Origin of the sequence: Variovorax sp. IB41, assembly GCF_016405905.1 — a bacterium.
Classification (GTDB): domain Bacteria; phylum Pseudomonadota; class Gammaproteobacteria; order Burkholderiales; family Burkholderiaceae_C; genus Variovorax.
On the sequence record NZ_JAEFCB010000011.1, the window covers coordinates 174,511 to 196,718 of the forward strand.

Genomic DNA, 22,208 nt, shown 5'->3' on the forward strand with positions numbered 1-22,208 from the left:
CACGGAGAACGAAGACATGTCCGAATACACCGCGCAAGTGCTCTGGCAACGAGGCGAGCAGGACTTCCTGGCCAACACCTACAGCCGAAGGCACTCGCTGCGCTTCGACGGCGGCGCGGAATGGGCGGGCTCGTCGTCGCCGCACGTGGTGCCGCTGCCGTTTTCCGATGCGTCGGCGGTCGATCCGGAAGAGGCCTTCGTCGCATCGCTGTCGAGCTGCCACATGCTCTGGTTCCTCACGATGGCGGTGAAGCGCAAGTTCTGCGTTGACCGCTACTTCGATGCGGCCAGTGGCGTCATGGAAAAGAACGCGGACGGCAAGATGGCCATGACCGTCGTCACGCTGCGGCCCGAGGTCACGTTCTCGGGCGAGAGCCTGCCCACGCGCGAGCAGATCGCGCATATGCACCACCGGGCGCACGAGGAGTGCTTCATCGCCAATTCGGTGAAGACCGATGTGCGCTGCGAGCCGGTGTACGGCGCGGGCGGGTGAGGCCCTGAAGCCTCGGGACTGCGGGCTGCGGAGCGGCGACCCGGCGTGGATTTTCAGTGCTTCGCGTGGGCCGGCTGCCGCGGCCGGCCGAACAGGTCGCGCAGTTCGTCCTTCGCGGCCTCCAGGCGGCTGCGCCGCCTGCGCGGCAGCGTGTCGCCGGCGCGGTTGAGATAGAAGGTCAGCATCGACATCGCCGAGCGGTACGGGTCGCTCTTGCGCCGTTCGCTGTGTTCGGCCGAGCGCTTGAGCGAGCGCGCGATCTTGTGCGGATCGGTGCCGGCGAAGACGCCTTTCTTCAGGTCGAGCGCATCGCTTTTCTCGGTGACGCGTTGGGACCACTTGTGGGAGGCGGTGGTGGGCATGGGGTCATCTCCTTCGAACGAGCCATCGATGCATTCAAGCTAGATGAGGGGCGCGGCGGCTGCGTCAGCCGGCTGTGGGCTCCTGTGTAGGCGCAGTCAACGGGGCCACGGTGCGGCAGAACGCCAGGCGCTTTCAGGCGCGCATTGCGTGAATTTGTCGCAATCTTTTTGAGCGTCTGCCACTACGCGGGGCGTTTGACCATTGTTTGCAACAGTGCTTGCTGCACCGGGCCGAGACTGGCCGGACCGTCGTTCATCCAGGTCCAGCGCGTGCCTCAAACCCTCACCGTCAACAGTCCCGCCATTCCAGATTCGCTCGAGCCCGTGCGCCTGTCGGGGCACGAAGGCATCAACACGCTCTTCGCGTACGAGCTGCTGCTGAAGACCCCCGATGCGCTCAACTTCAGCTTCGGCGCGGCGGCGGACATCGATCTCGACAGCTTCATCGGCTGCGAGGCCAGTTGTGCGATCGAGCTCGATGGTGCGGGCGAAATTGCGAGCGGCCAGGGCGGCGTCGGCGCGGGCGTGCGACAGATCAACGGCCTTGTCACCGACGCGCAGCTGTGGGGCGAGGAGGGGCGTCACGTCCAGTACAAGCTGACCCTTCGTCCCTGGCTGCACCTGGCCACGCTCAACAGCGACTGCCGCATTTACCAGAACATGACGGTGGTGCAGATCCTCGACGAATTGCTCGCGGACTATGGCTTCCCCGTCGACAAGCACCTCATCGAAACCTATCCGCCGCGCGACTTCCAGACGCAGTTCAACGAGAGCGACTTCGCATTCTTCGAGCGCCTGTGCCAGGAGTGGGGCATCAACTATCACTTCGCGCACGGCGATGGCAAGCACCGCCTCGTGCTCGCCGACCACATGGGCGCGCATCCGCCGATGGAGAGCGCCGCGTATCGCAATGTCGACTATCACGCGCCCGGCTGGAAGCCCGATGCCGAATACATCCACAGCTTCGTGCCGCACCACCGGCTCACCAGCGGCCGCTACGCCACGCGCGACTACGACTACACCCGGCCCAAGGCCGACCTGGGCGCGAGGCAGGCCGACCCGCGCCCGACCGGGAACGCGAACCAGGAGGTGTACCAGTGGCACGACGGCCAGGCCGGCAGCCACTGTGCGCAGCCGCGTGCCGGCACAGGCGTCAACGAGCCGCAGGCCGAAGGCCGGCGCCTTGCACTGCTGCGCATGCAGGCGCTGCGCACCGGCGGCGCGAGGGCCAAGGCCAGCGGCCATCTGCGCGGCATGGTGGCCGGCTGCACCTTCCAGCTGCACAGGCACCCGCGCGAGTCGGCCAACGCGCAGTACCTCGTGCTGGACACCCGGCTCCTGATCGAGAACATCGCGCAGGAAAGCCAGGGCCCGGATGCCGCGGCACATCGCAAGCAGCAGTGGCGCGTCGAGGTCGATTTCACGGTCCATCCGCTCACCGAACCGCTGCGCCCGGAGCTGCTGCGGCACAAACCGCACACCCAAGGGCCGCAGGTCGCACTGGTCGTCGGGCCCGAAGGCGAGAACCTGTGGACCGACGAACTGGCGCGCATCAAGGTGCAGTTTCCGTGGGACCGCCTCGGGCAGAAGAACCAGCATTCGACCTGCTGGCTGCGCGTGAGCTCGCCGTGGGCGGGCAACCAACTCGGCGGCGTGCAGGTGCCGCGCATCGGGCAGGAGGTCATCGTCGATTTCATCGGCGGCGATCCGGACCTGCCGATCTGCACGGGGCGGGTACACAACCAGCTCAACATGCCGCCCTGGCGCCTGCCGGGGCAAGCGGCGCTCTCGGGCTTTCGAAGCCGCGAACTCGTGAAGGAAGGCGGCAACAGCGCGGGCGGCCGTTCCAACCATCTCGTCCTGGACGACACGGACCAGAAGATCCAGGCGCAGCTCAAGAGCGATCATCAAAGCAGTTCGTTGAGCCTGGGCCACATCACGCGCATCGACGGCAACGCGGGGCGGCAGGATGCGCGCGGCGAAGGGTTCGAGCTGCGCACCGATGCGCACGGCGCCATCCGCGCGCGGCAGGGGCTGCTCATCACGACCGAGGCGCGCACCAACGCGCAGGCTCACCTGCTCGACAGCGGCGAGACCCGGCAGCGTCTGACCGAGGCGCGTGACCTGCACGATGCGGGCGCGCAGGCGGCGCAGAAGAACAAGGCCCAGGAAGGCGGTGACCAGGCCGAGGTCGCAAAGTCCCTCAAGGCGCAGAACGATGCGATCAAAGGCGAAGGCGCAGGCAACCCGGCCGAGGGACAGTTCCCGGAGCTGGCGCAACCGCACCTGGTGCTGGCTTCGCCCGCCGGCATCGAGACCACCAGCCAGTCGAGCACGCACGTCGCCAGCGCCGAGCACACCGCCATCACCAGCGGCAGGCACACCAGCATCACGAGCGGCGACAGCCTGCTGGGCGTGGCGCTGCAGGCCATCAAGCTCTTCGCGGCGCAGAAGGGCATCCAGGTCGTCGCGGCCCAGGCGGACATCGACATCCAGGCGCTCAACGCCTGCATCCATCTGCTGGCCAAGGACGAGATCACCCTCCGTGCGGACACGATCAGGATCGAAGCCAAGACCGAACTGCTGGTCAGCGGCGGCGGAAGCTACATGCGATGGACGGGCGGTCGCATCGAGAGCGGGACCAGCGGCCCTCATGTGCAGCACGCCGGCGTTCACAGCATGGTCGGCCCCGACAGCCGGAGCAGGCCCGGCTTGCCGGAGGGGCGCAAGCCGGGCAAGGGGCAGCTCGAGCTCACCCACCGCTATGCCAATGCGCACGGCTTGAAGGGCGCGGACTACAAGGTCACCGACTCGGCGGGGCAGGTCAAGACCGGCCAGCTCGATGGCAAGGGCTTCGCCGCCGTCTCGGGACTCGCGCCGGGCTGCGCGTTCGTGGACTTCGGCAAGGACCCGGCCGATCCGTGGGATCGCGCGAGCTATTTCGGAAAGCCTGCGTGGCCGCCCGATGCGTCAGCCGACACGGGCGCGTCGGCTGCTGCTGCCAACGACATGTTCGATGGACTCATGACGCGGGCTGCCGAAAAGGCGGCTGGCGCGATCGATTCCATCTTCCGCGGACGAAGCATGGGTGCGCCGGTCGGAGAGGTCGTCAGCGGCTTGGCAGGCGCAGCGCTGGGCGATGGTGCGCTCGCCGATCTACCAGGCGGCATGTCCAGGCCGACGGCCCTGCGCCTGCCTCCAGGCGTCATCCCGTTGCGCATCACCGCCTAGGTCAATCAGAAGAAGCAAAACAGTTCAGGGAGTTCAAAAAATGATGCGAAAGACACGGCGCGACGATGCGCCGCAGGGAAGGCGTGCGCCATGAGCGGCTACACGCCCCCACCCCATGCCACGCCTGCACAGATCGAGCAGAAGGCGGCCGAAAAAGAGACGGCCGTCCTTCCGCTCAGTGCGGTGGCCGTCGAGGACCTCGGCAGGGCGGCCCAGGTCATCGACGACTGGCTGCGCAGCATCAGCCACGACTTCGTCACGCTGGAAGTGATCAAGAACGTCGCGGGCTCGCTGCCGGTGGTCGGCAACATCATGGCGCTGCTCGATGTGCTGAGCGACATCGTCACGATCCTGACCAGCAAGGCGACGGATGGCGTCGAGGCCTTCTTCAACTGGGTGAGCCTCGGGATCAACCTGCTGGGCGTGGTTCCGCTGCCGCCTTCGATGGCGGCAGCGCGCATGAGCCTGCGGCCGACCCTGCACCTGGTGCGGCAGGAGCTTCGCACCGCGGCGCACGACATCGGCGAAGCCATCGTCGTCATGCTGGTGAACCACCTCAACGCGACGATCGCCGGCGAGTTGGACAAGTTTGTCGACGAGGCCATCGACCTGCTGCCGGGCCTGCTGGACGATGCCGCCGCCAAGTGCGAAGCGATGCTCGGCAGCTGGAGCGACGGCTTGCGCAAGCTGGCGGCCGGCGATGTCCTCGCTGTCGATGTTCCCGCGGAGCGGCCTCGCTACGACCCCAACGCCACGTACGCGAACTTTTTCGCCGCGGCCTGGGGCGCTACCAAGAACACCGCGAGGAAGGCGACCAACTCCGGGCTGGGCTTCGCGATCCGCACCAGCGGGGCCGACAGGCTGCTCATCGGCAATGCCGAGCTGATGAAAACCCTGGCCGCGAAGGTCAGGGACCAGTTGAAGAAGCAGGCCAACAAGGAGGCCGAGAAATCCATTGCCTGGATCCTGCAGAAGCTCAAGCAGGCCGTGCTGCGCGCGATCGGCAAGCGCAGGCTGGGCAGGCCGACGATCAGTTCCTCGAACACCGCGACAAGCCAGCAGCAGCGCCCGGCGGAGCAACTGGCCGCCCAGTCCGGTGGACAGCTGCCGGCCAAGGGCGACCCCGATCGCTGCAAGGATTGCGCCGGCGCAGCCACGCCGAACCCCGGCTCCATCAGCTTCGCCACGGGCAGCGAGACCTTCACGCACACCGACTTCGCCTTGCCCGGGCTCATGCCCATCGTCTGGCGCCGCACCTACCATTCGCGGCTCGGCGCCTACGACCATCCGGTGCACCCCGCGAACGCATGTGCCACGCCCGCCTACATGGGCGCGCGCTGGACCGGGCCCTACACCACACGCATCGAGCAGGCGCAGGACGGCAGCCTCTGCTACTTCGCGGCCGATGGCCGGGCGCATCGCTTTCCGAAGCTCGCAGCGCCGTCCCGCGAGAGGATCGGCAGGACCGGCCAGACACATCACGACCCGATCGAGAACCTGACGCTCGGGCGCGGCGACGAGGGCCTGCTGATCCTCGGCCACGGCCGCGACTACGTCGAGACATTCGAGCGCGTGCCCGGCGAGCCTTCGATCCGGCAAAAGGCTGCGTGCTATCGCCTGGTCAGCCAACGTACGCGCGCAGGGCACACCACCGAGTTGGCCTATCGCCACCCGGACGGCCAGCTCTCGGACATCGTCAGCGGCGACACCCGCGTCAGCACCGCCCTCGACGAACAGGGGCGCATCCAGAGCCTGTGGCTGGTGCAGGACGGTCAGGCCGTGCGGCAACTGGCGGCCTATGGCTACGAGGTGCAGCCTGACGGCAGCAGCGACCTCGTGAGCGCGCAGGACGAGAACGAAGACACCTGGCGCTACGACTACCTGGCCGTCGACGGCAAGACAGGTTCATCTGGCGGCAAAGCCAGCACGCACCTGATCAGCCGCTACACCGACCGCACCGGACGCGGCATCCATCTGCGATGGATGCACGAGGACGGTTTTTCGGCGGCGCTGCACCCGTTCAACAGCGCGCGTGCCAAGGCGTACCACGAGCGTGCGGACGACGGCAGTTTCGACACCACGCTCGTCTGGAACAAGCACATCCGCATGACCACCGTCATCGACGCGCTGGGCGGCGAGACCGCGTACTACTGCGACATCCTCGGCTACACCTACCGCATCGTCCATCCCGAGGTGCGCGGCGCGGATGGAAAGCTGTACCAGCACAACGAATGGTTCATGCGCGATGCCGGCAAGAACATCGTTCGCCACGTCCACGCCGACGGCAGCCAGGACAGCTACGCGTACGACGCCCGCGGCAACCTGTCGAGCCACACGCGCGCCGACAGCAGCACCGTCCATTTCGCCTACGATCAGATGGACAACCTCACCGGCATCCGCGATGCAGAGGGCCACGCCTGGAAGCGGGCCTACGAAGGCGTCAATCTGGTGGAGGAAACCGATCCGTTGGGGCACAAGACCCGCTACGCCTACAACGATGCCGGACTGCCCATCGAGATCACCGATGCCAAGGGCGGCAAGAAGCAACTGGCGTACAGCGCGGCCGGTTTCCTGACGGCGTACACCGACTGCTCCGGCAAGACCAGCCACTGGACGCACGACGAGCGAGGCCGGCTGCTCAAGCAAGTCAATGCGGCGGGAGAGACCACCGAGTACCACTACGCGCGCGGCCAGTTGGCACGCGTCACGAACCCGGACGGCGCCCAAGAGCATCTGGAGCACGACGCGGAAGGGCGCTTGCTCGTGCACCGCGATCCGCTGCAGCGCGAGACCCGCTACGAATTCACCACGGCAGGCCAGGTGAGCCGGCGCATCGACGCCAACGGACACACCATCGACTACCAGTGGGATCGCCTCGGGCGCCTGAGCGCCCTGCGCAACGAGAACGGCAGGACGCACAGTTTCAGCCACGACCCGATGGGGCGGCTGCTGGCCGAGGTGCACTTCGACGGCATCGCGACCCGCTATGACTACACCGCATCGACCGGCGTGCTGCGCCAGGTCACGGAAGGCGGTGCTGTCACGCAACTGGACTTCGATCCGATGGGACGGCTCGCGAGGCGCAGTGCGCGGCTGCTGAACAACCTTGACGCCGATGAAGGTCGGCTCGCGGGGCAGGAGCGAAACTCCCTGCAGGCGCCGGAGGAGCACTACGCCTATGACGGCAACGGCCGCCTGATCGAGGCGAAGAACGACGACATCCGGCTGCAGTGGTTCCACGATGCGTCGGGCAATGTGCGCGCCGAACATCATCACTACCTGCTCGACGACGAGGGCCGTCGCACGGCGTCTCCCATGACGGCCGTCTGGCAGCACGGCTACGACGAACTCGGCCATCGCACGCAGACCGTGCGCCCCGACGGGCACAGGACGACGTGGCTGACCTACGGCGCAGGCCACGTGCACGGCCTGATGCTCGATGGCGTCGAGGCCTTGCAGATCGAGCGTGACGACCTGCACCGGGAGATCCGGAGAACGCAGGGCAATCAGGTTTCAGAGGAGCGCAAATACGATGCCGCGGGACGTCTCGAGTCGCAAGTCCTACGACGGGCAGAGAGGCTGAGCCACACCTCAGACGCACCCGTACCGAACGGCGATGCGTTCGGCATCGCCCGCAAGTACAGCTACGACCGGGCCGGCCAGCTCACCGACATCGGCGACACCCGCCGCGGCAACCTGAGCTATCGCTACGACCCGGTGGGCCGGCTGCTGCAGGCGCACAGCCGCCTGGGCACGGAGACCTTCGCGTTCGATCCGGCGAGCAACATCCTGGACCCGATGGCATCGGCCGCGCGGGACGCGGGGACGATTCGAAACACCCCGGCCATCCTCGACAACCTGGTCAAGGACTACGCCGGCACGCACTACACGTACGACACCAGGGGCAACATGGTTCGCCGGCTGCACAACGGCCAGAGCACGCGCTTTTCATGGGACGCGCTGGGGCGCCTGACCGAGGCGCGCACCCAGGACACGCGCACCACATTCGCCTACGACCCGCTCGGCCGCCGCATCGCAAAGCGCAGCGAACCCATCGTCATCGCCAGTGCGATGGATGGCAGTCAATACCAGGAGGCCGAGTACCGGCGGCAGATGCGCGAACGCGGGCTGGGCACGGTGCTGTTCGGCTGGGATGGCGACCAGATGGTGTGGGAGTCGGACAGCGCACGCCAACGCACGGTGCACTACGTGTTCGAGCCTGAAAGCTTCGTGCCGGTCTTGCAGGCGAGCGTTGGGAGACGGATGACGGGCAGCCTGCTGAAGCGGCCGGTCAGTGCAACGAGTGTGTACGTCGATGCGGAAGGCAACTACGACCTGGATCGGGATCCGCTCTACAACGGCGTGTACGAGCCCGGGTCGGATGAGAGCGGAAAGGAGCCGTCGCCGCTGGAAAGCATTCACTACTACCAGTGCGATCACCTGGGCACGCCGATGGAAATGACCGATGAGGGCGGCGGTATTGCGTGGGAGGCGAACTACAGGGCGTGGGGAGAAGCGAAGGTCACGATGAGCGAAGCCGCCAGGAAATCGGGACTGAAGAATCCGATCAGATTTCAAGGTCAGTATCTGGACGAAGAAATCGGACTGCATTTCAACCGGTTCAGGTACTACGATCCCGTTGCCGGACGGTTTGTCTCCAAGGACCCGATCGGCCTTCTCGGCGGCTTTAACTCTCTTCAGTTTGCCGTCAATCCGGTTGAATGGATCGATCCACTGGGACTTGCTCGACTCAAAGGGATTACTCCGAACAACCAGGGCACTCGGACTACGATTGAAGGCGGAAATCTTTCAAAGCCTGTGGTCGGATATAGCATCAAAGCGGGTGGGCAGGGCCCGCAACACCCAGTGGTCAAGCAAATGTACGACGACGTTCCGATGGGCGAGCGATCCATTACGCACGCGTGGTGCGGCGAGCCCGATGCGCTCAGCAGAGTAGCCCATGTTCACAACGTGTCCAATGTTGACGAACTCGGTGGCGTTGTTCGAGGGGGCACCTCGACAACATTGCGAAATGATGGGAAGCCATTGATATTCTGTGATTCATGCCGCATCGTCATGGGGCGGTTAAGTGTTTGTGACGGAGCTAAAAAATGATTGGGCCCTATAGCCAAGATGAAGAAGAAAGCCTTGACGCTTTAGAGGCGCAACTGATGGACAGGCAGGTGCCTTTTAGTTGCATGATGAAGATGTACGCGGCGTATCTGCGAGACCGCATCGTTGCTGGCACGTTTGACAATACTGTTTCTTCTGAGCAATTGAACCTTATCGTCACGTACCTTCAAAAAGCGATTGCCAGTTTCGACGCAGACAACGGTGATGCATTACGTAAGCCAGGCAGACTCGTGCTCTGGTCGCTCCACGATCGCTCCAGAGAGGAAAATCCAACGCTGGCTGCATTGAGTAGGTGCGCTGTTTGCTGCTTCTACAAGGAATTTGGGTGGGATCCGGACAACGAAGAAAGCCCGACGCCAATTCCGTTCTATCTTCTTCTTCTCAAGCAACTTGATTCCGATATGGGCATGGGATTCTTGACCTACGCGCACACATATCTACTCGCTTCTCGCTAGGAGCCCAAGTTCAAAGCGGGCCATCCGCAGTATTTGGTTTTTTACCGCGTAGGCCCCACGACTTCACCGCCGCTGCAACCGCGGATTCTTCGCAAACAACTCCGCCGCCCAATCCACAAACGCCCGCACTTTCGCGCTCAAATGCCGGTTCGGCGGATACACCACATGAATCGGCAGCGGATCGCGGCTCCAGTCGGCCAGCACCTCTACCAGCTCCCCGCTTTCCAGATGCGGCTCCGCCATGAAGGTGATGCACTGCGAAATGCCGAATCCCCCGAGCACCGCCGCGATGTGCGCGTTGCTCTCGTTCACCGACACCCGGTAGGGCCCGTTCAGCTCGATGCGCTCGTCGCCCTTGTGGAACTCGTGCGGGTAGATGCGCCGCGTGGTGCCCGAGAAATAGCTCACCACCGTGTGGCGTTTCTCGATGTCGTTCGGATGCTGCGGCGCGCCGTAGCGCTTGATGTACGCGGGCGAGGCCACCGTCACGAAATGCAGGGTGCCGATGCGGCGGGCCACCAGTGACTGGTCGCTCAGTTCGCCGGCGCGGATCACGCAGTCGACGTTGTCGCTGATCAGGTCGACGGTGCGGTCGCTCACGCCCAGGTCGACCTGGATGTCGGGGTAGCGGTCGCAGAAGCTGGCCAGGTTGGGCAGGATGATCTGCCGGGCGACCGAGGTGCCGACGTCGATGCGCAGCCGCCCCGTGGGGCTGGCCTGCGCATTGGTCATGCTGGCTTCCATGTCGTCGAAGTCGTTCAAGAGGCGCGCGGCGCGCTCGAAGTACGCGGCGCCGTCGGGCGTGACCGTCACGCGGCGCGTGGTGCGGTTCAGGAGCTTCACGCGCAGGCGCGATTCCAGCGCCTGGATCTGCTTGGTGACCGTGCCCTTGGGCAGGGCGAGCGAGTCCGCGGCCCGGGTGAAAGTGCCGGCCTCCACGACGCGGACGAAGATGCGCATGGCCTGGATTTGATCCATCGAATGCCTGTTCTGGTGCCCGGCCCACGCCGGAGGGAGGCGGATTCTCACACAAGGCGGCCAACCCCCCGTGGCATACGGATTGTTAGCCGTTTGGAAACAGAGTGGGGTCAGCTTGCCTGTTTCATGTCACACACGGCGCCTTATATTTCAACCATCGCCCATCCCCCTGAGGTCGCCCATGTCACCCGTTCCATCGTCCCGTTCTGCCGAAGCCGCCGCCGCAGCCGCTGCGGTGCAAGGCGTGGAAGCCGATCTGTCGATCGAGTTGCCCGGTCGCGAACCGGTGGCCGCGCGCATCTACGGACAGCGCGCCAAGGGCGACACGGCGCCGCTGGTGCTGCATTTCCATGGCGGCACCTTCGTGTGCGGCGGCCTGGACAACGGGCGCAACGTGGCGCGGCTTTTGGCCGGCTCGGGCGCCGTGGTGGTGTCGCTGGCCTATCCGCTGGTGCCGTTTCCGGAGCCCATCGAGGTCGGCTATGCCGCGCTCGAATGGCTCTACAAGCAGCGCACCAAGCTGGGCGGCAAGGGCGCGCTGGTCTACCTGGCCGGCGAGGAAGCCGGTGGCAACCTGGCCGCCGCCGTGGCGCTGATCGCCCGTGACCGGGCCCATCCGCCGCTGGCAGGCCAGATCCTGCTGTCGCCGATGCTCGACCCGTGCGCAGGCACCGCGTCGCTGCGCAAGGCCACCAACGACGCCCCCGAATGCCGCTGGGCCAGCGGTTGGGAAAAGTACCTGAGCTGCCCGTCGAACGCGACGCACCCCTATGCGGTGCCGAGCGGGTCGCTGCGCCTCTCCGCCCTGGCACCCGCGCTGGTGCTGGTGGGGCAGGACGACGCGATGCGCGACGAAGCCATGACCTTCGCGGGGCGCCTGCGTGCGGCCGGCATCGAGGTCACCAGCAGCGTGCTGCCCGGCGCGGCGAACTGGCCCAAGGCGCTGTACGACCCTGACAACGAAGGTTGTCGGGACTGCGCGGCCAACGTGCAGCAGCACTTTCGCGAGTTCTTCAGCGCCACGACGCCGCCACCTCCGGCGGCGCCCGAGCCCAGCTAGACCCGCAAGAGTCAGCACCGCCCACTGACAGCCGCCGCCTCCCCTCGAGGCGGGCGTCCGGCCCCTCTTTTCCCTGAAATCCGCCTCCTGGTGCCAAAAGCACCGGGGTGGCCTGTTGCATCCCAAAAAGTCATCGAGAAGGACGAAACATCATGTCGAACAACGAACAACAAAAGCTGTCTTCCGCCGCCCGCAAGGGCCTGTGGCCCGCCGTGACCGGCCTCACCGCACTGCTGGCGGTGGCCGCCGCGGTGGTGGGCATGTACAGCTTCAAGGCCGAGGCCACCGCGCCTGTGGCTGCGCAACAGGGCACGCCGGTGTCGGTCGCGGTCGTCGCGTCGAGCGAGATCAACGCGTGGGACGAGTTCTCCGGCCGCCTCGAAGCGGTCGAGCGCGTCGACGTGCGATCCCGCGTGGCGGGCGCCGTGCAGGCGGTGCACTTCCGCGAAGGCGCGCTCGTGAAGCAGGGCGACCTGCTGATCACCATCGACCCCGCGCCGTACGCCGCCGAGGTGGAACGCGCCGAAGCACAGGTCGCCTCGGCGCAGGCCCGCCAGGCCTTCAGCCGCAGCGAGCAGGAACGCGCCAGGCGCCTGTGGGACGAGCAGGCCATCGCCCAGCGCGAACTGGACGAGCGCGTGAACGCCGGCCGCGAAGCCGAAGCCAACCTGCGCGCCGCGCAGGCCTCGCTGCAGACCGCACGCCTGAGCCTGGGCTACACCCAGGTGCGCGCGCCGGTGTCCGGCCGCATCGGCAAGCTCGAAGTGACGGTGGGCAACCTCGTCGCCGCGGGCCCCGGCGCGCCGGTGCTGACCACGCTGGTGTCGGTGAGCCCGATCTACGCGAGCTTCGATGCCGACGAGCAGGTCATCACCCGCGCCCTGAAGGACCTGCCGGCCAACGCCGGCGCCCGGGGCCAGATCGACACGATCCCCGTGCAGATGGGCACCGCCGGCCTGGACGGCACGCCCTTCACCGGCAAGCTGCAGCTGATCGACAACCAGGTCGACGCCCGCAGCGGCACCGTGCGTGTCCGTGCTTCCTTCGACAACAAGGACGGCGCGCTCATCCCCGGCCAGTTCGCCCGCATCCGGATGGGCCAGGCGCGCAACGACACGGCGCTGCTGGTGAGCGAACGCGCCATCGGCACCGACCAGAACAAGAAGTTCGTGATGGTCGTGGGCGAGGACAGCAAGGCGGTCTACCGGGAAGTGGCCCTGGGCGCTTCGATCAACGGGCTGCGCGTCGTGAGCAAGGGCCTGAAGGCCGGCGATCGCGTCGTGGTCAACGGCCTGCAGCACATTCGCCCGGGCGCGCTGCTGGCGCCGCAGAACGTGACGATGGACGCCAAAGCGGACGCCGCCAAGCAACAACAACCGGAACGCGTGGCCGAGGCCGCGAAGTCCTGATTTCGGAGGAGGGCGCCTTGGCGTCCGCCGGAGAACCAACATGAATCTCTCTAAATTCTTCATCGACCGGCCGATCTTTGCCGGCGTGCTGTCGCTCTTGATGCTGATAGCCGGCCTGATCGCGCTGCGGGGGCTCCCGATCTCGGAGTACCCGGAAGTCGCGCCGCCTTCGGTGGTGGTGCGCGCCCAGTACCCGGGCGCCAACCCCAAGGTGATCGCCGAAACCGTGGCCACGCCGCTGGAAGAGCAGATCAACGGCGTCGAAGGCATGCTCTACATGGGCAGCCAGGCCACGACCGACGGCGTGCTCACGCTGACCGTCACGTTCCGCCTGGGCACCGACCCGGACAAGGCCCAGCAGCTGGTGCAGAACCGCGTCTCGCAAGCCGAGCCGCGCCTGCCCGAGGAAGTGCGGCGCCTGGGCATCACGACCGTCAAGAGCGCGCCTGACTTGACGATGGTGGTCCACCTCGTGTCGCCGAACAACCGCTACGACATCAACTACCTGCGCAACTACGCGGTACTGAACGTGAAGGACCCGCTCGCACGCATCGAAGGCGTGGGCCAGGTGCAGATCTTCGGCGGCGGCGATTACTCGATGCGCGTCTGGCTCGACCCGCAGAAGGTCGCGCAGCGCGGCCTCTCGGCCAGCGACGTGGTGGCTGCCATCCGCGGCCAGAACGTGCAGGCCGCGGCCGGCGTGGTCGGCGCATCGCCGGGCCTCTCGGGCGTGGACATGCAGCTGTCGATCAATGCGCAAGGGCGCCTGCAGAGCGAAGAAGAATTCGGCGACATCATCGTCAAGAGCGGCACCGACGGCGCCGTGACGCGCCTTCGCGACATCGGCCGCCTGGAGATGGGCGCCGCCGACTACTCGCTGCGCTCGCTCTTGAACAACGACCCGGCCGTCGGCATGGGCGTGTTCCAGGCGCCGGGCTCCAACGCGCTCGACATTTCGTCCAACGTTCGCAAGACGATGGCCGAGCTCAACAAGAACATGCCCGAGGGCCTGGAATACCGCATCGCCTACGACCCGACGCAGTTCGTGCGCGCATCGATCGAGTCGGTGATCCACACGCTGCTCGAGGCCATCATGCTGGTGGTGCTGGTGGTGATCCTGTTCCTGCAGACGTGGCGCGCGTCGATCATTCCGCTCTTGGCCGTGCCGGTGTCGGTGATCGGTACCTTCGCGGTGCTGCACATCCTCGGTTTCTCGATCAATGCGCTCAGTCTCTTCGGGCTGGTGCTGGCGATCGGCATCGTGGTGGACGACGCCATCGTGGTGGTGGAAAACGTCGAGCGGAACATCGAAGCCGGATTGACGCCGCGCGAGGCGACCTACCGCGCGATGCGCGAAGTGTCCGGGCCCATCATCGCGATCGCGCTGGTGCTGGTGGCCGTGTTCGTGCCGCTCGCATTCATCAGCGGTCTCACGGGCCAGTTCTATCGTCAGTTCGCGGTGACCATCGCGATCTCGACGGTGATCTCGGCGATCAATTCGCTCACGCTCTCGCCGGCGCTCGCAGCCCTCTTGCTGCGCGGCCACGACCAGCCGAAGGACGCATTGACGCGCGGCATGGACAAGGCCTTCGGCTGGCTTTTCCGCGGCTTCAACAAGCTGTTCCATCGCGGTTCGGAGGCCTACAGCGGCGGCGTGAAGAACGTCATCTCGCGCAAGGCCCTGATGCTGGCGGTCTACGTCGCGCTGATCGCGGTGACCTTCGGCCTCTTCAAGGCGGTGCCCGGCGGGTTCGTTCCGGCGCAGGACAAGCAGTACCTCATCGGCTTTGCCCAACTGCCCGACGGTGCCACGCTCGACCGCACCGACGAAGTGATCCAGCGCATGGGCGAGATCATGAAGAAGAACCCGAACGTGGAAGACGCCATCGCCTTCCCGGGCCTGTCGATCAACGGCTTCACCAACAGCTCCAACTCGGGCATCGTGTTCGCCACGCTCAAGCCCTTCGACCAGCGCAAGCGCGCCGATCAAAGCGGCGGTGCGGTGGCGGGCCAGCTCAATGGCGCGTTCTCCAGCATCCAGGACGCATTCATCGTGATGTTCCCGCCGCCGCCGGTGGCGGGCTTGGGCACCACGGGCGGCTTCAAGCTGCAGATCGAAGACCGCGCCTCGGTCGGCTACGACCAGATGGACCAGGCAGTGAAGGCCTTCATGGCCAAGGCACAGGCCGCGCCCGAGCTCACGGGCATGTTCACGAGCTGGCAGGTCAACGTGCCGCAGCTGTACGCGGACATCGACCGCACCAAGGCGCGCCAGCTCGGCGTGCCGGTGACGGACATCTTCGACACGATGCAGATCTACCTGGGCAGCCTGTACGCCAACGACTTCAACAAGTTCGGCCGCACGTATTCCGTGCGCGTCCAGGCCGATGCGCCTTACCGCGCCCGTGCCGAAGACGTGGGCCTCTTGAAGGTGCGCTCGACCTCGGGCGAGATGGTGCCGCTGGCCGCGTTGATGAAGGTGAATTCGACCTTCGGACCGGAACGCGCCATGCGCTACAACGGCTACCTCGCCGCCGACATCAACGGCGGCCCGGCACCCGGCTATTCGTCGGGCCAGGCGCAAGACGTGATCACCAAGATCGCGGCCGAGACGCTGCCCAAGGGCGTGAGCTTCGAGTGGACCGAGTTGACGTACCAGGAAATCCTGGCGGGCAACTCCGCCTTCCTGGTGTTCCCGCTGGCCATCCTGCTGGTGTTCCTGGTGCTGGCCGCCCAGTACGAGAGCCTGACGCTGCCGATCGCGATCATCCTGATCGTGCCCATGGGCATCATGGCCGCGATGGCGGGCGTATGGATATCGGGGGGTGACAACAACGTCTTCACGCAGATCGGGCTGATCGTGCTGGTGGGGTTGAGTGCGAAGAACGCGATCCTGATCGTGGAGTTCGCACGGGAGCTCGAGTTCGCCGGACGCACGCCCATCCAGGCCGCGATCGAAGCGAGCCGCCTGCGCCTGCGCCCGATCCTGATGACCTCGCTGGCCTTCGTGATGGGTGTGCTGCCCCTGGTGCTCTCGACCGGCGCGGGCTCGGAGATGCGCAAGGCCATGGGCGTGGCGGTGTTCGCCGGGATGATCGGGGTGACGGCCTTCGGCCTGTTCTTGACGCCCGTGTTCTACGTGCTGCTGCGCCGCCTGGCAGGCAACAAGCCGCTCAAGCTGCATGGCGAAGTGCCGCATGGCGAGGAGTTCGTCTCGGCGGGGCACCCGGCCGCACCGGCCCCGTCTTCGCACGGTGGTTCGGGCGGTGGCGGTCTGCACCCGGTGCCGGCGTCGCCGCGTCCCTCGCACGGGTCGCATGACTGATCGCATCAACGATCAAGAAGAAAGTTCATCATGAAATTCGCATTCCAACCTTTGGTTCGCAACGCCTTGCTGCCGCTGGTCGCCGCCCTGGCGCTGGCCGGTTGCGCGACGGTGCCCTCCGGCGTGCCGGAGATCCAGACCACGGCGCAGTTCAAGGAGCAGGGCGCCACGCCGCCGGCCGGCTTCACGAAGGCGCTGCCTTCGGAAGCGCAGGCGCGCGGCGCCTGGTGGCTGGCGTTCAACGACCCGGTGCTCAATGCGCTGGTCGAGAAGGCCGATGTCAACAACAACAACATCCAGGCCGCCGCGGCCCGGCTGGCCGAGGCCCGCGCGCTCGCGCGCAGCGCCAACGCCGACCGGCTGCCGCAGATCGGCCTGGGCGCGGGTGCCAACCGCGGCGCGGGCCTGGACAAGGCCACGGCCAGCGTTTCGCCGGGCACCATGACCAACATCGGCGCCACGTTCTCGTACGAAGTGGATTTGTTCGGCCGCCTCTCGGGCGCCAGCAACGCGGCCAAGCTCGATGCCGCCGGCCGCGAAGGCCTGCTGCAGAGCACGCGTCTCGCGGTACAGGCCGAAGTGGCGCAGACCTACCTGCAGCTGCGCGCGCTCGACGCCGAACGCGCACTGATGCGCGAGACGGTCGACGCCTACAGCGACACGCTGCGCCTTACGCAGCGCCGCCAGGCGGCCGGTGACATCGCCGAGCTCGATGTGGCGCGGGTGCAGACCGAGGTGTCGTCCACCGAATCCGATGCGCTGGCGCTCGACCGCCAACGCGCCCAGGTCGAGCATGCGCTCGCGGTGCTGGTGGGCGATTCGGCCTCCAGCTTCGGCGTGCGTACCGACGAATGGGCGACAGCGCTGCCGGCCATTCCGCCCGGCGTGCCCGGCACGGTGCTCACGCGCCGGCCCGATGTGTCGGCCGCGCAGAACGCGGTGCTCGCGGCGCAGGCCCGCGTCGGCGTGGCACAGACCGCATGGTTCCCGGACATCTCGCTGACCGGCGCCGCCGGCTACGCCTCGCCCGAGATCGGCGACCTCTTCAAGTGGTCGGCCCGCTCGTGGGGCGTGGGTGCGCTGCTGTCGCTGCCGATCTTCGACGGCGGCCGCCGCGAGGCCGGCCTGCAGGGCGCCAACGCCCAGCTCGACGGCGCGCTGGCCAGCTACCGCACGCAGGTGCTGGTGGCGTTCCAGGAGGTCGAAGACCAGCTGGCCGCCATCCGCATCCTGCAGGAACAGTCGGTGGTGCAGGCCAAGGCGGTGTCGTCGGCCCAGCGGGCGACGAGCCTGTCGGACACGCGCTATCGCAATGGCTACATCAGCCAGCTCGACCTGCTCGACGCACGCCGGAGCGAATTGCGCAACCGTCGCCAGGCGCTGCAGGTGAAGTCGGCGCAGTACCAGGCCGCCGTGGGCCTGATCCGCGCGATCGGCGGGACGTGGGAAGTGCCGGCGGCAACCGCTTCGGCTGCCCCGGCCGCTACCCCTGCTGCTGCGCAGAAGGTGGCGACGCGCTGATCTTCTGGAGCTCCGCGACGCCCAGTGCCAGGGCGTTGGAGTAGGTGGCCTGCGGCTTGGCGGCCGAGCGGAACACCCGATAGTCGAGGGTGTCGCGGGTGTCGTGAAGGTCTGAGTGGCCGCTGTTGTCGAGGGCTTCGAGCAGGGTCCAGTAGAACTGGCCCGGCTCGCGTTCCTCGACCGTGAGCGCCAGGTCGTTGAGAGCGGGCATGGGTCCGTGGTGGCAAGGCATTGAGGTGTCTTGTATACGGACAAACGACGCCCCCGGATTCAAAACGCAACTGCATCCCCGGCCGCCTGCGTGAAAGATGCCGCATTTCGGCCGCCCGATTCGGGGGCGCGCCGGCGCTCAACGACAATCCGGCCCATGAGTTCAACGGCGAAAAGCAGGCCGGCGCGGTGCGTCATGGTCCTGGGCACCACCAGCGGCGCCGGCAAGAGCTGGCTGGCCACGGCGCTGTGCCGCTGGTACGCGCGGCAGGGGCTGAAAGTGGCGCCCTTCAAGGCGCAGAACATGAGCAACAACGCCCGCGTGGTCGATGGCGGCGAGATCGGCAGCGCCCAGTACTTCCAGGCGCTGGCGGCCAACGCCGTGCCCAACGTGCGCATGAACCCGCTGCTGCTCAAGCCCGAGCGCGACACCCACAGCCAGGTCGTCCTGATGGGGCAGGTGAGCGAGGCGCTCTCTGCCTTGCCCTGGCGCGGGCGCAGCGAGCGCGTGTGGCCGCAGATCGCCGGGGCGCTCGACGCACTGCGGGCCGAGAACGACGTGGTGGTGATCGAGGGTGCGGGCTCGCCGGCCGAGATCAACCTCATGGCCAGCGACATCGTGAACCTGCGCGTCGCCCGCTACGCCGAGGCCCGCTGCCTGCTCGCGACCGACATCGACCGGGGCGGCGCCTTCGCGCACCTCTACGGCACCTGGGCGCTCTTGCCCGAGGCCGACCGGTCTCTGTTGCATGGCTTCGTGCTCAACAAGTTTCGCGGCGACGCCTCGCTGCTGTCGCCCGCGCCCGAGAAGCTGCAGGCGCTGACCGGCGTGCCCACGGTCGCGACGCTGCCGATGTGGTGGCAGCACGGCCTGCCCGAAGAAGACGGCGTGTTCGACGACCGCAGCCGCGCGAGCGGCAAGGTGACGAAGACCGTGGCCGTCGTCGCCTACCCGCGCATCAGCAACCTCGACGAATTCCAGTCGCTCAAGAACGTGCCCGGCGTGCGGCTGGTCTGGGCGCGCACGCCCGCCGACGTGGCCGGCGCCGACTGGATCGTGCTGCCCGGCTCCAAGCACACGAGCGGCGACCTCGCGTGGCTGCGCGCGCAGGGGCTGGACAGCGCCGTGGCCACGCATGCATCGCGGGGCGGCGTGGTGCTGGGCATCTGCGGCGGGCTGCAGATGCTGGGCGAGGCGCTGGTCGATCCGCACGGCATCGACGGCAACGCACCCGGCCTCGGCCTGCTGCCGCTGGTGACGGTGTTCGAGCGCGAGAAGACCGTGCGCCATCGCAGCGCCACCTTCGGCGCGCTGACCGGCGACTGGGCCGCGCTCTCGGGCGTGCCGATGGCCGGCTACGAGATCCACCACGGCCAGACCGCCGCGCACCCGCAGATGGCGCAGGACGGCCACGCGGTGATGCCCGAAAGCCTCGCCTGGCAGAACGCGCGCGGCAATGTGCTCGGGCTGTACCTTCACGGCCTCTTCGAGGATGCGGCGGTGCTGCATGCGCTCTTCGGCGCGGCGGCGCCCACGCTGGACAGCACCTTCGACGGCCTGGCCGATTTCATCGACACCCATTTCGACGCCGGCGTGCTTGCCGGCCTGATTGAATCCGCATGAACGACACGATTCCCTCTATTCCCACCCTTTCCGACATCACCGATGCCGCGCTGGCAGCCAGGCTGCAGCACGCGATCGACAACAAGACCAAGCCGCTCGGCGCGCTGGGCCGGCTGGAGACGCTGGCCCTGCGGATCGGCGCGATCCTGGGCGGCGAAACGCCGGTGCTCGAAGCGCCGCAGATGCTGGTCTGCGCGGGCGACCATGGGCTCGCGGCGCGCGGCGTCTCGGCGTATCCGAGCGACGTGACCTGGCAGATGGTCGAGAACTTCCTCGCGGGCGGCGCGGCGGTGAGCGTGCTCGCGCGGCAGCATGGGCTCGCGCTGACGGTGGTCGATTGCGGCGTGCGGCGGGACTTTCAGGCCCGTCCGGGGCTGGTGTCGCGGCGGATCGCCGCCGGGACGGCGGATGCGTCGGCCGGCCCAGCCATGACCGCCGCGCAGTGCGCGCAGGCCATCGCCAATGGGCGCGAGGTGGTGCGCGTGCTGCCGGGCAATGCCTTGTTGCTGGGCGAGATGGGCATCGGAAACAGCTCGTCGGCGGCGCTGCTGCTGACGCGGCTCGCGGGGCTGGACATCGGCGCCTGCACGGGGTCGGGCACCGGTCTCGACGCGGCGGGGCTCGCACGCAAGCGCGAGGTGCTGGGCGAAGTGCTCGCGCTGCACAAGGGCGCGACTGCGCCGCTCGACGCGCTGGCCGCATTCGGCGGTTTCGAGGTCGCCACGCTCGTCGGCGCCGTGTTGCAGGCGGCGGAAGAGCGCCGCGTGATCGTTGTCGACGGCTTCATCGCCAGTGCCGCGGTGCTCGTCGCACAAGCGCTGCAGCCGCATGTGACGCAGCGCTGCGTGGCCGCGCACAGCTCGGCGGAGCCGGGGCATGCGTTGCTGCTGAAGCACCTAGGGCTGGAGCCGCTGCTGAACCTCGATCTGCGCCTGGGCGAAGGCTCGGGCGGCGCGCTGGCCTGGCCGCTGCTCGAATCGGCCTGCCGCATCCTGCGCGAGATGGCGAGCTTCGAGGCGGCGGGCGTGTCGCGCAAGGACGCCTGAGCTTTGATGAAAGGCCTTCGTCATTTCCTGCTCGCGCTGCAGTTCTTCACCCGCGTGCCGGTGACGGGGACGCTCGCGGCATGGGTCGGGTTCAGTCCGCAGATGCTGCGGGCGAGCGCGGCGCATCTGCCCGGCATCGGGTGGCTCGTGGGCGGTGTGGCGGCGCTGGTCTTCGTGGCCGTGGGTATCGGACTGCAGAGCGTGGCGGGCGCATTCGCCGCGGCGGTGCTGAGCACCGTCGCCACCGTGATGCTGACCGGCGCCTTCCATGAAGACGGCCTCGCCGACGTCGCCGATGGCCTGGGCGGTTCGGCCAACCGCGAGCGCGCACTGGAGATCATGAAGGACTCGCGCATCGGCGCCTTCGGTGCCGTCGCGCTCGTGCTCGCGCTGGGCCTGAAATTCGCGCTGCTCGCCACGCTGGCCGGGCGCGGGCTGGAGGCGGTGGCCGTGGCGATCGTCGGGGCGCACGTGCTGTCGCGGCTCGCGCCGCTGTTCCTGATCCGCTGGCTGCCCTATGCCGGCGACAGCGGGGCGAGCAAGGCGAAGCCGCTGGCCGATGCGATCGGCGGCGGGGCGCTGGTCATCGCGGTGCTGTGGTCGGTGCCTGCCGTGGCGCTGCTGCTGTGCGCGCATGACGTGGTGCATGTCGTCGCTGCGCTGCTGGCTGTCGTGGTTGCGGCAGGCTGGATGGCGCGTCTCTTTATCCGCCGCTTGCAGGGCTTCACGGGCGACGGGCTGGGTGCGACGCAGCAGGTCTGCGAACTCGCGATCTATCTCGCGCTGGCCTGGCAGGCATGAGAAAGCTCTGGCTGCTGCGGCATGCGCCCGTGATCGCGGCACCCGGCCTCTGCTACGGCGCGACCGACCTCGAAGCGGGAGCCGAAGCCACGCTGGCCGCCGCGCAACGCATCGCGCCCTTGCTGCCGGCCGGCATCGCGCTGCGCAGTTCGCCGCTGCGGCGTTGCGTCGCGTTGGCCGATGCCATCGCGGCGCTGCGCCCGGACCTGGCCGTGCAGCACGACGCCCGCCTCGCCGAGATGAGCTTCGGCGCGTGGGAAGGGCAGCCGTGGTCCGCCATCGCGCGCGAGGAGTTCGAGGCCTGGACCGGCAATTTCGCCGACGGCATCGCCGGCGCGAGCGGCGAGAGCGTGCGCGCCTTCATGCAGCGCGCGGCCGAAGCGCACGACGAATGGCTGTCGGGCGAGGGCGATGCGCTGTGGGTCACGCACGCCGGTGTGCTGCGCGCAGTGACGCTGCTGCAGCGCGGCATCCGCTGCCCCGCAAACGCCGCCGACTGGCCCGCGGGTGAACTCGCGTTCGGCAGCTGGCTCACTTTCGAACACCCTCCAGTCGGCTGA

The 22,208-nt window shown here is 67.5% G+C and carries 15 protein-coding genes; 12 read left to right on the top strand and 3 right to left on the bottom strand.

Annotation, left to right across the window (positions count from 1 at the left end):
• The first annotated feature begins 16 nt into the window (after window positions 1–16).
• Window positions 17–493 carry an OsmC family protein gene (locus tag JC881_RS20440; protein WP_198787527.1) on the top strand — a complete coding sequence of 159 codons (477 nt, stop codon included), beginning with the start codon at window positions 17–19 and terminating at the stop codon, window positions 491–493.
• 53 nt (window positions 494–546) lie between these two features.
• Here JC881_RS20440 and JC881_RS20445 read toward each other — a convergent pair whose 3' ends face one another.
• Window positions 547–855 carry a DUF3175 domain-containing protein gene (locus JC881_RS20445; RefSeq protein ID WP_198787528.1) on the bottom strand — a complete coding sequence of 103 codons (309 nt, stop codon included), beginning with the start codon at window positions 853–855 and terminating at the stop codon, window positions 547–549.
• A 270-nt stretch (window positions 856–1,125) separates the two neighbouring features.
• On the opposite strand from JC881_RS20445, the gene JC881_RS20450 reads away from it, so the two are divergent.
• The 3 genes from JC881_RS20450 (at window position 1,126) to JC881_RS20460 (ending at window position 9,674) form a co-directional block, all read left to right on the top strand.
• A complete protein-coding gene (locus JC881_RS20450; protein WP_332875262.1) occupies window positions 1,126–4,086 on the top strand; it encodes a type VI secretion system Vgr family protein in 2,961 nt (986 codons plus the stop codon).
• A 90-nt stretch (window positions 4,087–4,176) separates the two neighbouring features.
• The gene (locus tag JC881_RS20455; protein ID WP_198787529.1) at window positions 4,177–9,201 is read left to right on the top strand and encodes an RHS repeat-associated core domain-containing protein; all 5,025 of its coding nucleotides are present in this window, start codon (window positions 4,177–4,179) and stop codon (window positions 9,199–9,201) included.
• A complete protein-coding gene (locus JC881_RS20460; RefSeq protein WP_198787530.1) occupies window positions 9,198–9,674 on the top strand; it encodes a hypothetical protein in 477 nt (158 codons plus the stop codon). Before JC881_RS20455 ends, JC881_RS20460 begins: the two co-directional genes overlap by 4 nt.
• 63 nt (window positions 9,675–9,737) lie before the next feature.
• Here the strand turns inward: JC881_RS20460 and JC881_RS20465 are convergent, their stop codons facing one another.
• Window positions 9,738–10,652 (bottom strand): LysR family transcriptional regulator, encoded by a 915-nt coding sequence (locus tag JC881_RS20465; RefSeq protein WP_198787531.1) that lies wholly within the window; start codon window positions 10,650–10,652, stop codon window positions 9,738–9,740.
• A gap of 181 nt (window positions 10,653–10,833) precedes the next feature.
• Between JC881_RS20465 and JC881_RS20470 the strand changes: the two genes are divergently transcribed.
• The 4 genes from JC881_RS20470 to JC881_RS20485 all read left to right on the top strand — a co-directional run bounded on the left by JC881_RS20470 (window position 10,834) and on the right by JC881_RS20485 (window position 17,967).
• Window positions 10,834–11,712: an alpha/beta hydrolase gene (locus tag JC881_RS20470; RefSeq protein WP_198787532.1), complete on the top strand. Its 879-nt coding sequence runs from the start codon at window positions 10,834–10,836 to the stop codon at window positions 11,710–11,712.
• A 152-nt stretch (window positions 11,713–11,864) separates the two neighbouring features.
• On the top strand, window positions 11,865–13,121 hold the full coding sequence (locus JC881_RS20475) for an efflux RND transporter periplasmic adaptor subunit (RefSeq protein WP_198787533.1): 1,257 nt from the start codon (window positions 11,865–11,867) through the stop codon (window positions 13,119–13,121).
• Between the two features lie 40 nt (window positions 13,122–13,161).
• Window positions 13,162–16,446: an efflux RND transporter permease subunit gene (locus JC881_RS20480; RefSeq protein WP_198787534.1), complete on the top strand. Its 3,285-nt coding sequence runs from the start codon at window positions 13,162–13,164 to the stop codon at window positions 16,444–16,446.
• A gap of 30 nt (window positions 16,447–16,476) precedes the next feature.
• Window positions 16,477–17,967, top strand: a complete 1,491-nt coding sequence (locus tag JC881_RS20485) for an efflux transporter outer membrane subunit (protein WP_198787535.1) — start codon at window positions 16,477–16,479, stop codon at window positions 17,965–17,967.
• On the opposite strand, the gene JC881_RS20490 is transcribed toward JC881_RS20485, so the two are convergent.
• Window positions 17,930–18,178: a hypothetical protein gene (locus JC881_RS20490; RefSeq protein ID WP_198787536.1), complete on the bottom strand. Its 249-nt coding sequence runs from the start codon at window positions 18,176–18,178 to the stop codon at window positions 17,930–17,932. The genes JC881_RS20485 and JC881_RS20490 overlap by 38 nt on opposite strands.
• Window positions 18,179–18,334: 156 nt before the next feature.
• Between JC881_RS20490 and JC881_RS20495 the strand changes: the two genes are divergently transcribed.
• The 4 genes from JC881_RS20495 to JC881_RS20510 are packed head-to-tail and all read left to right on the top strand — an operon-like array spanning window position 18,335 to window position 22,208.
• Window positions 18,335–19,801 carry a cobyric acid synthase gene (locus JC881_RS20495; RefSeq protein WP_233101924.1) on the top strand — a complete coding sequence of 489 codons (1,467 nt, stop codon included), beginning with the start codon at window positions 18,335–18,337 and terminating at the stop codon, window positions 19,799–19,801.
• Window positions 19,798–20,847 carry a nicotinate-nucleotide--dimethylbenzimidazole phosphoribosyltransferase gene (gene cobT / locus JC881_RS20500; RefSeq protein WP_198787537.1) on the top strand — a complete coding sequence of 350 codons (1,050 nt, stop codon included), beginning with the start codon at window positions 19,798–19,800 and terminating at the stop codon, window positions 20,845–20,847. The genes JC881_RS20495 and cobT overlap by 4 nt, the downstream gene beginning before the upstream one ends.
• Window positions 20,848–20,853: 6 nt before the next feature.
• Complete coding sequence (locus JC881_RS20505) at window positions 20,854–21,648, top strand: adenosylcobinamide-GDP ribazoletransferase (RefSeq protein WP_198787538.1); 795 nt, start codon at window positions 20,854–20,856, stop codon at window positions 21,646–21,648.
• The gene (locus JC881_RS20510; RefSeq protein WP_198787539.1) at window positions 21,645–22,208 is read left to right on the top strand and encodes a histidine phosphatase family protein; all 564 of its coding nucleotides are present in this window, start codon (window positions 21,645–21,647) and stop codon (window positions 22,206–22,208) included. Before JC881_RS20505 ends, JC881_RS20510 begins: the two co-directional genes overlap by 4 nt.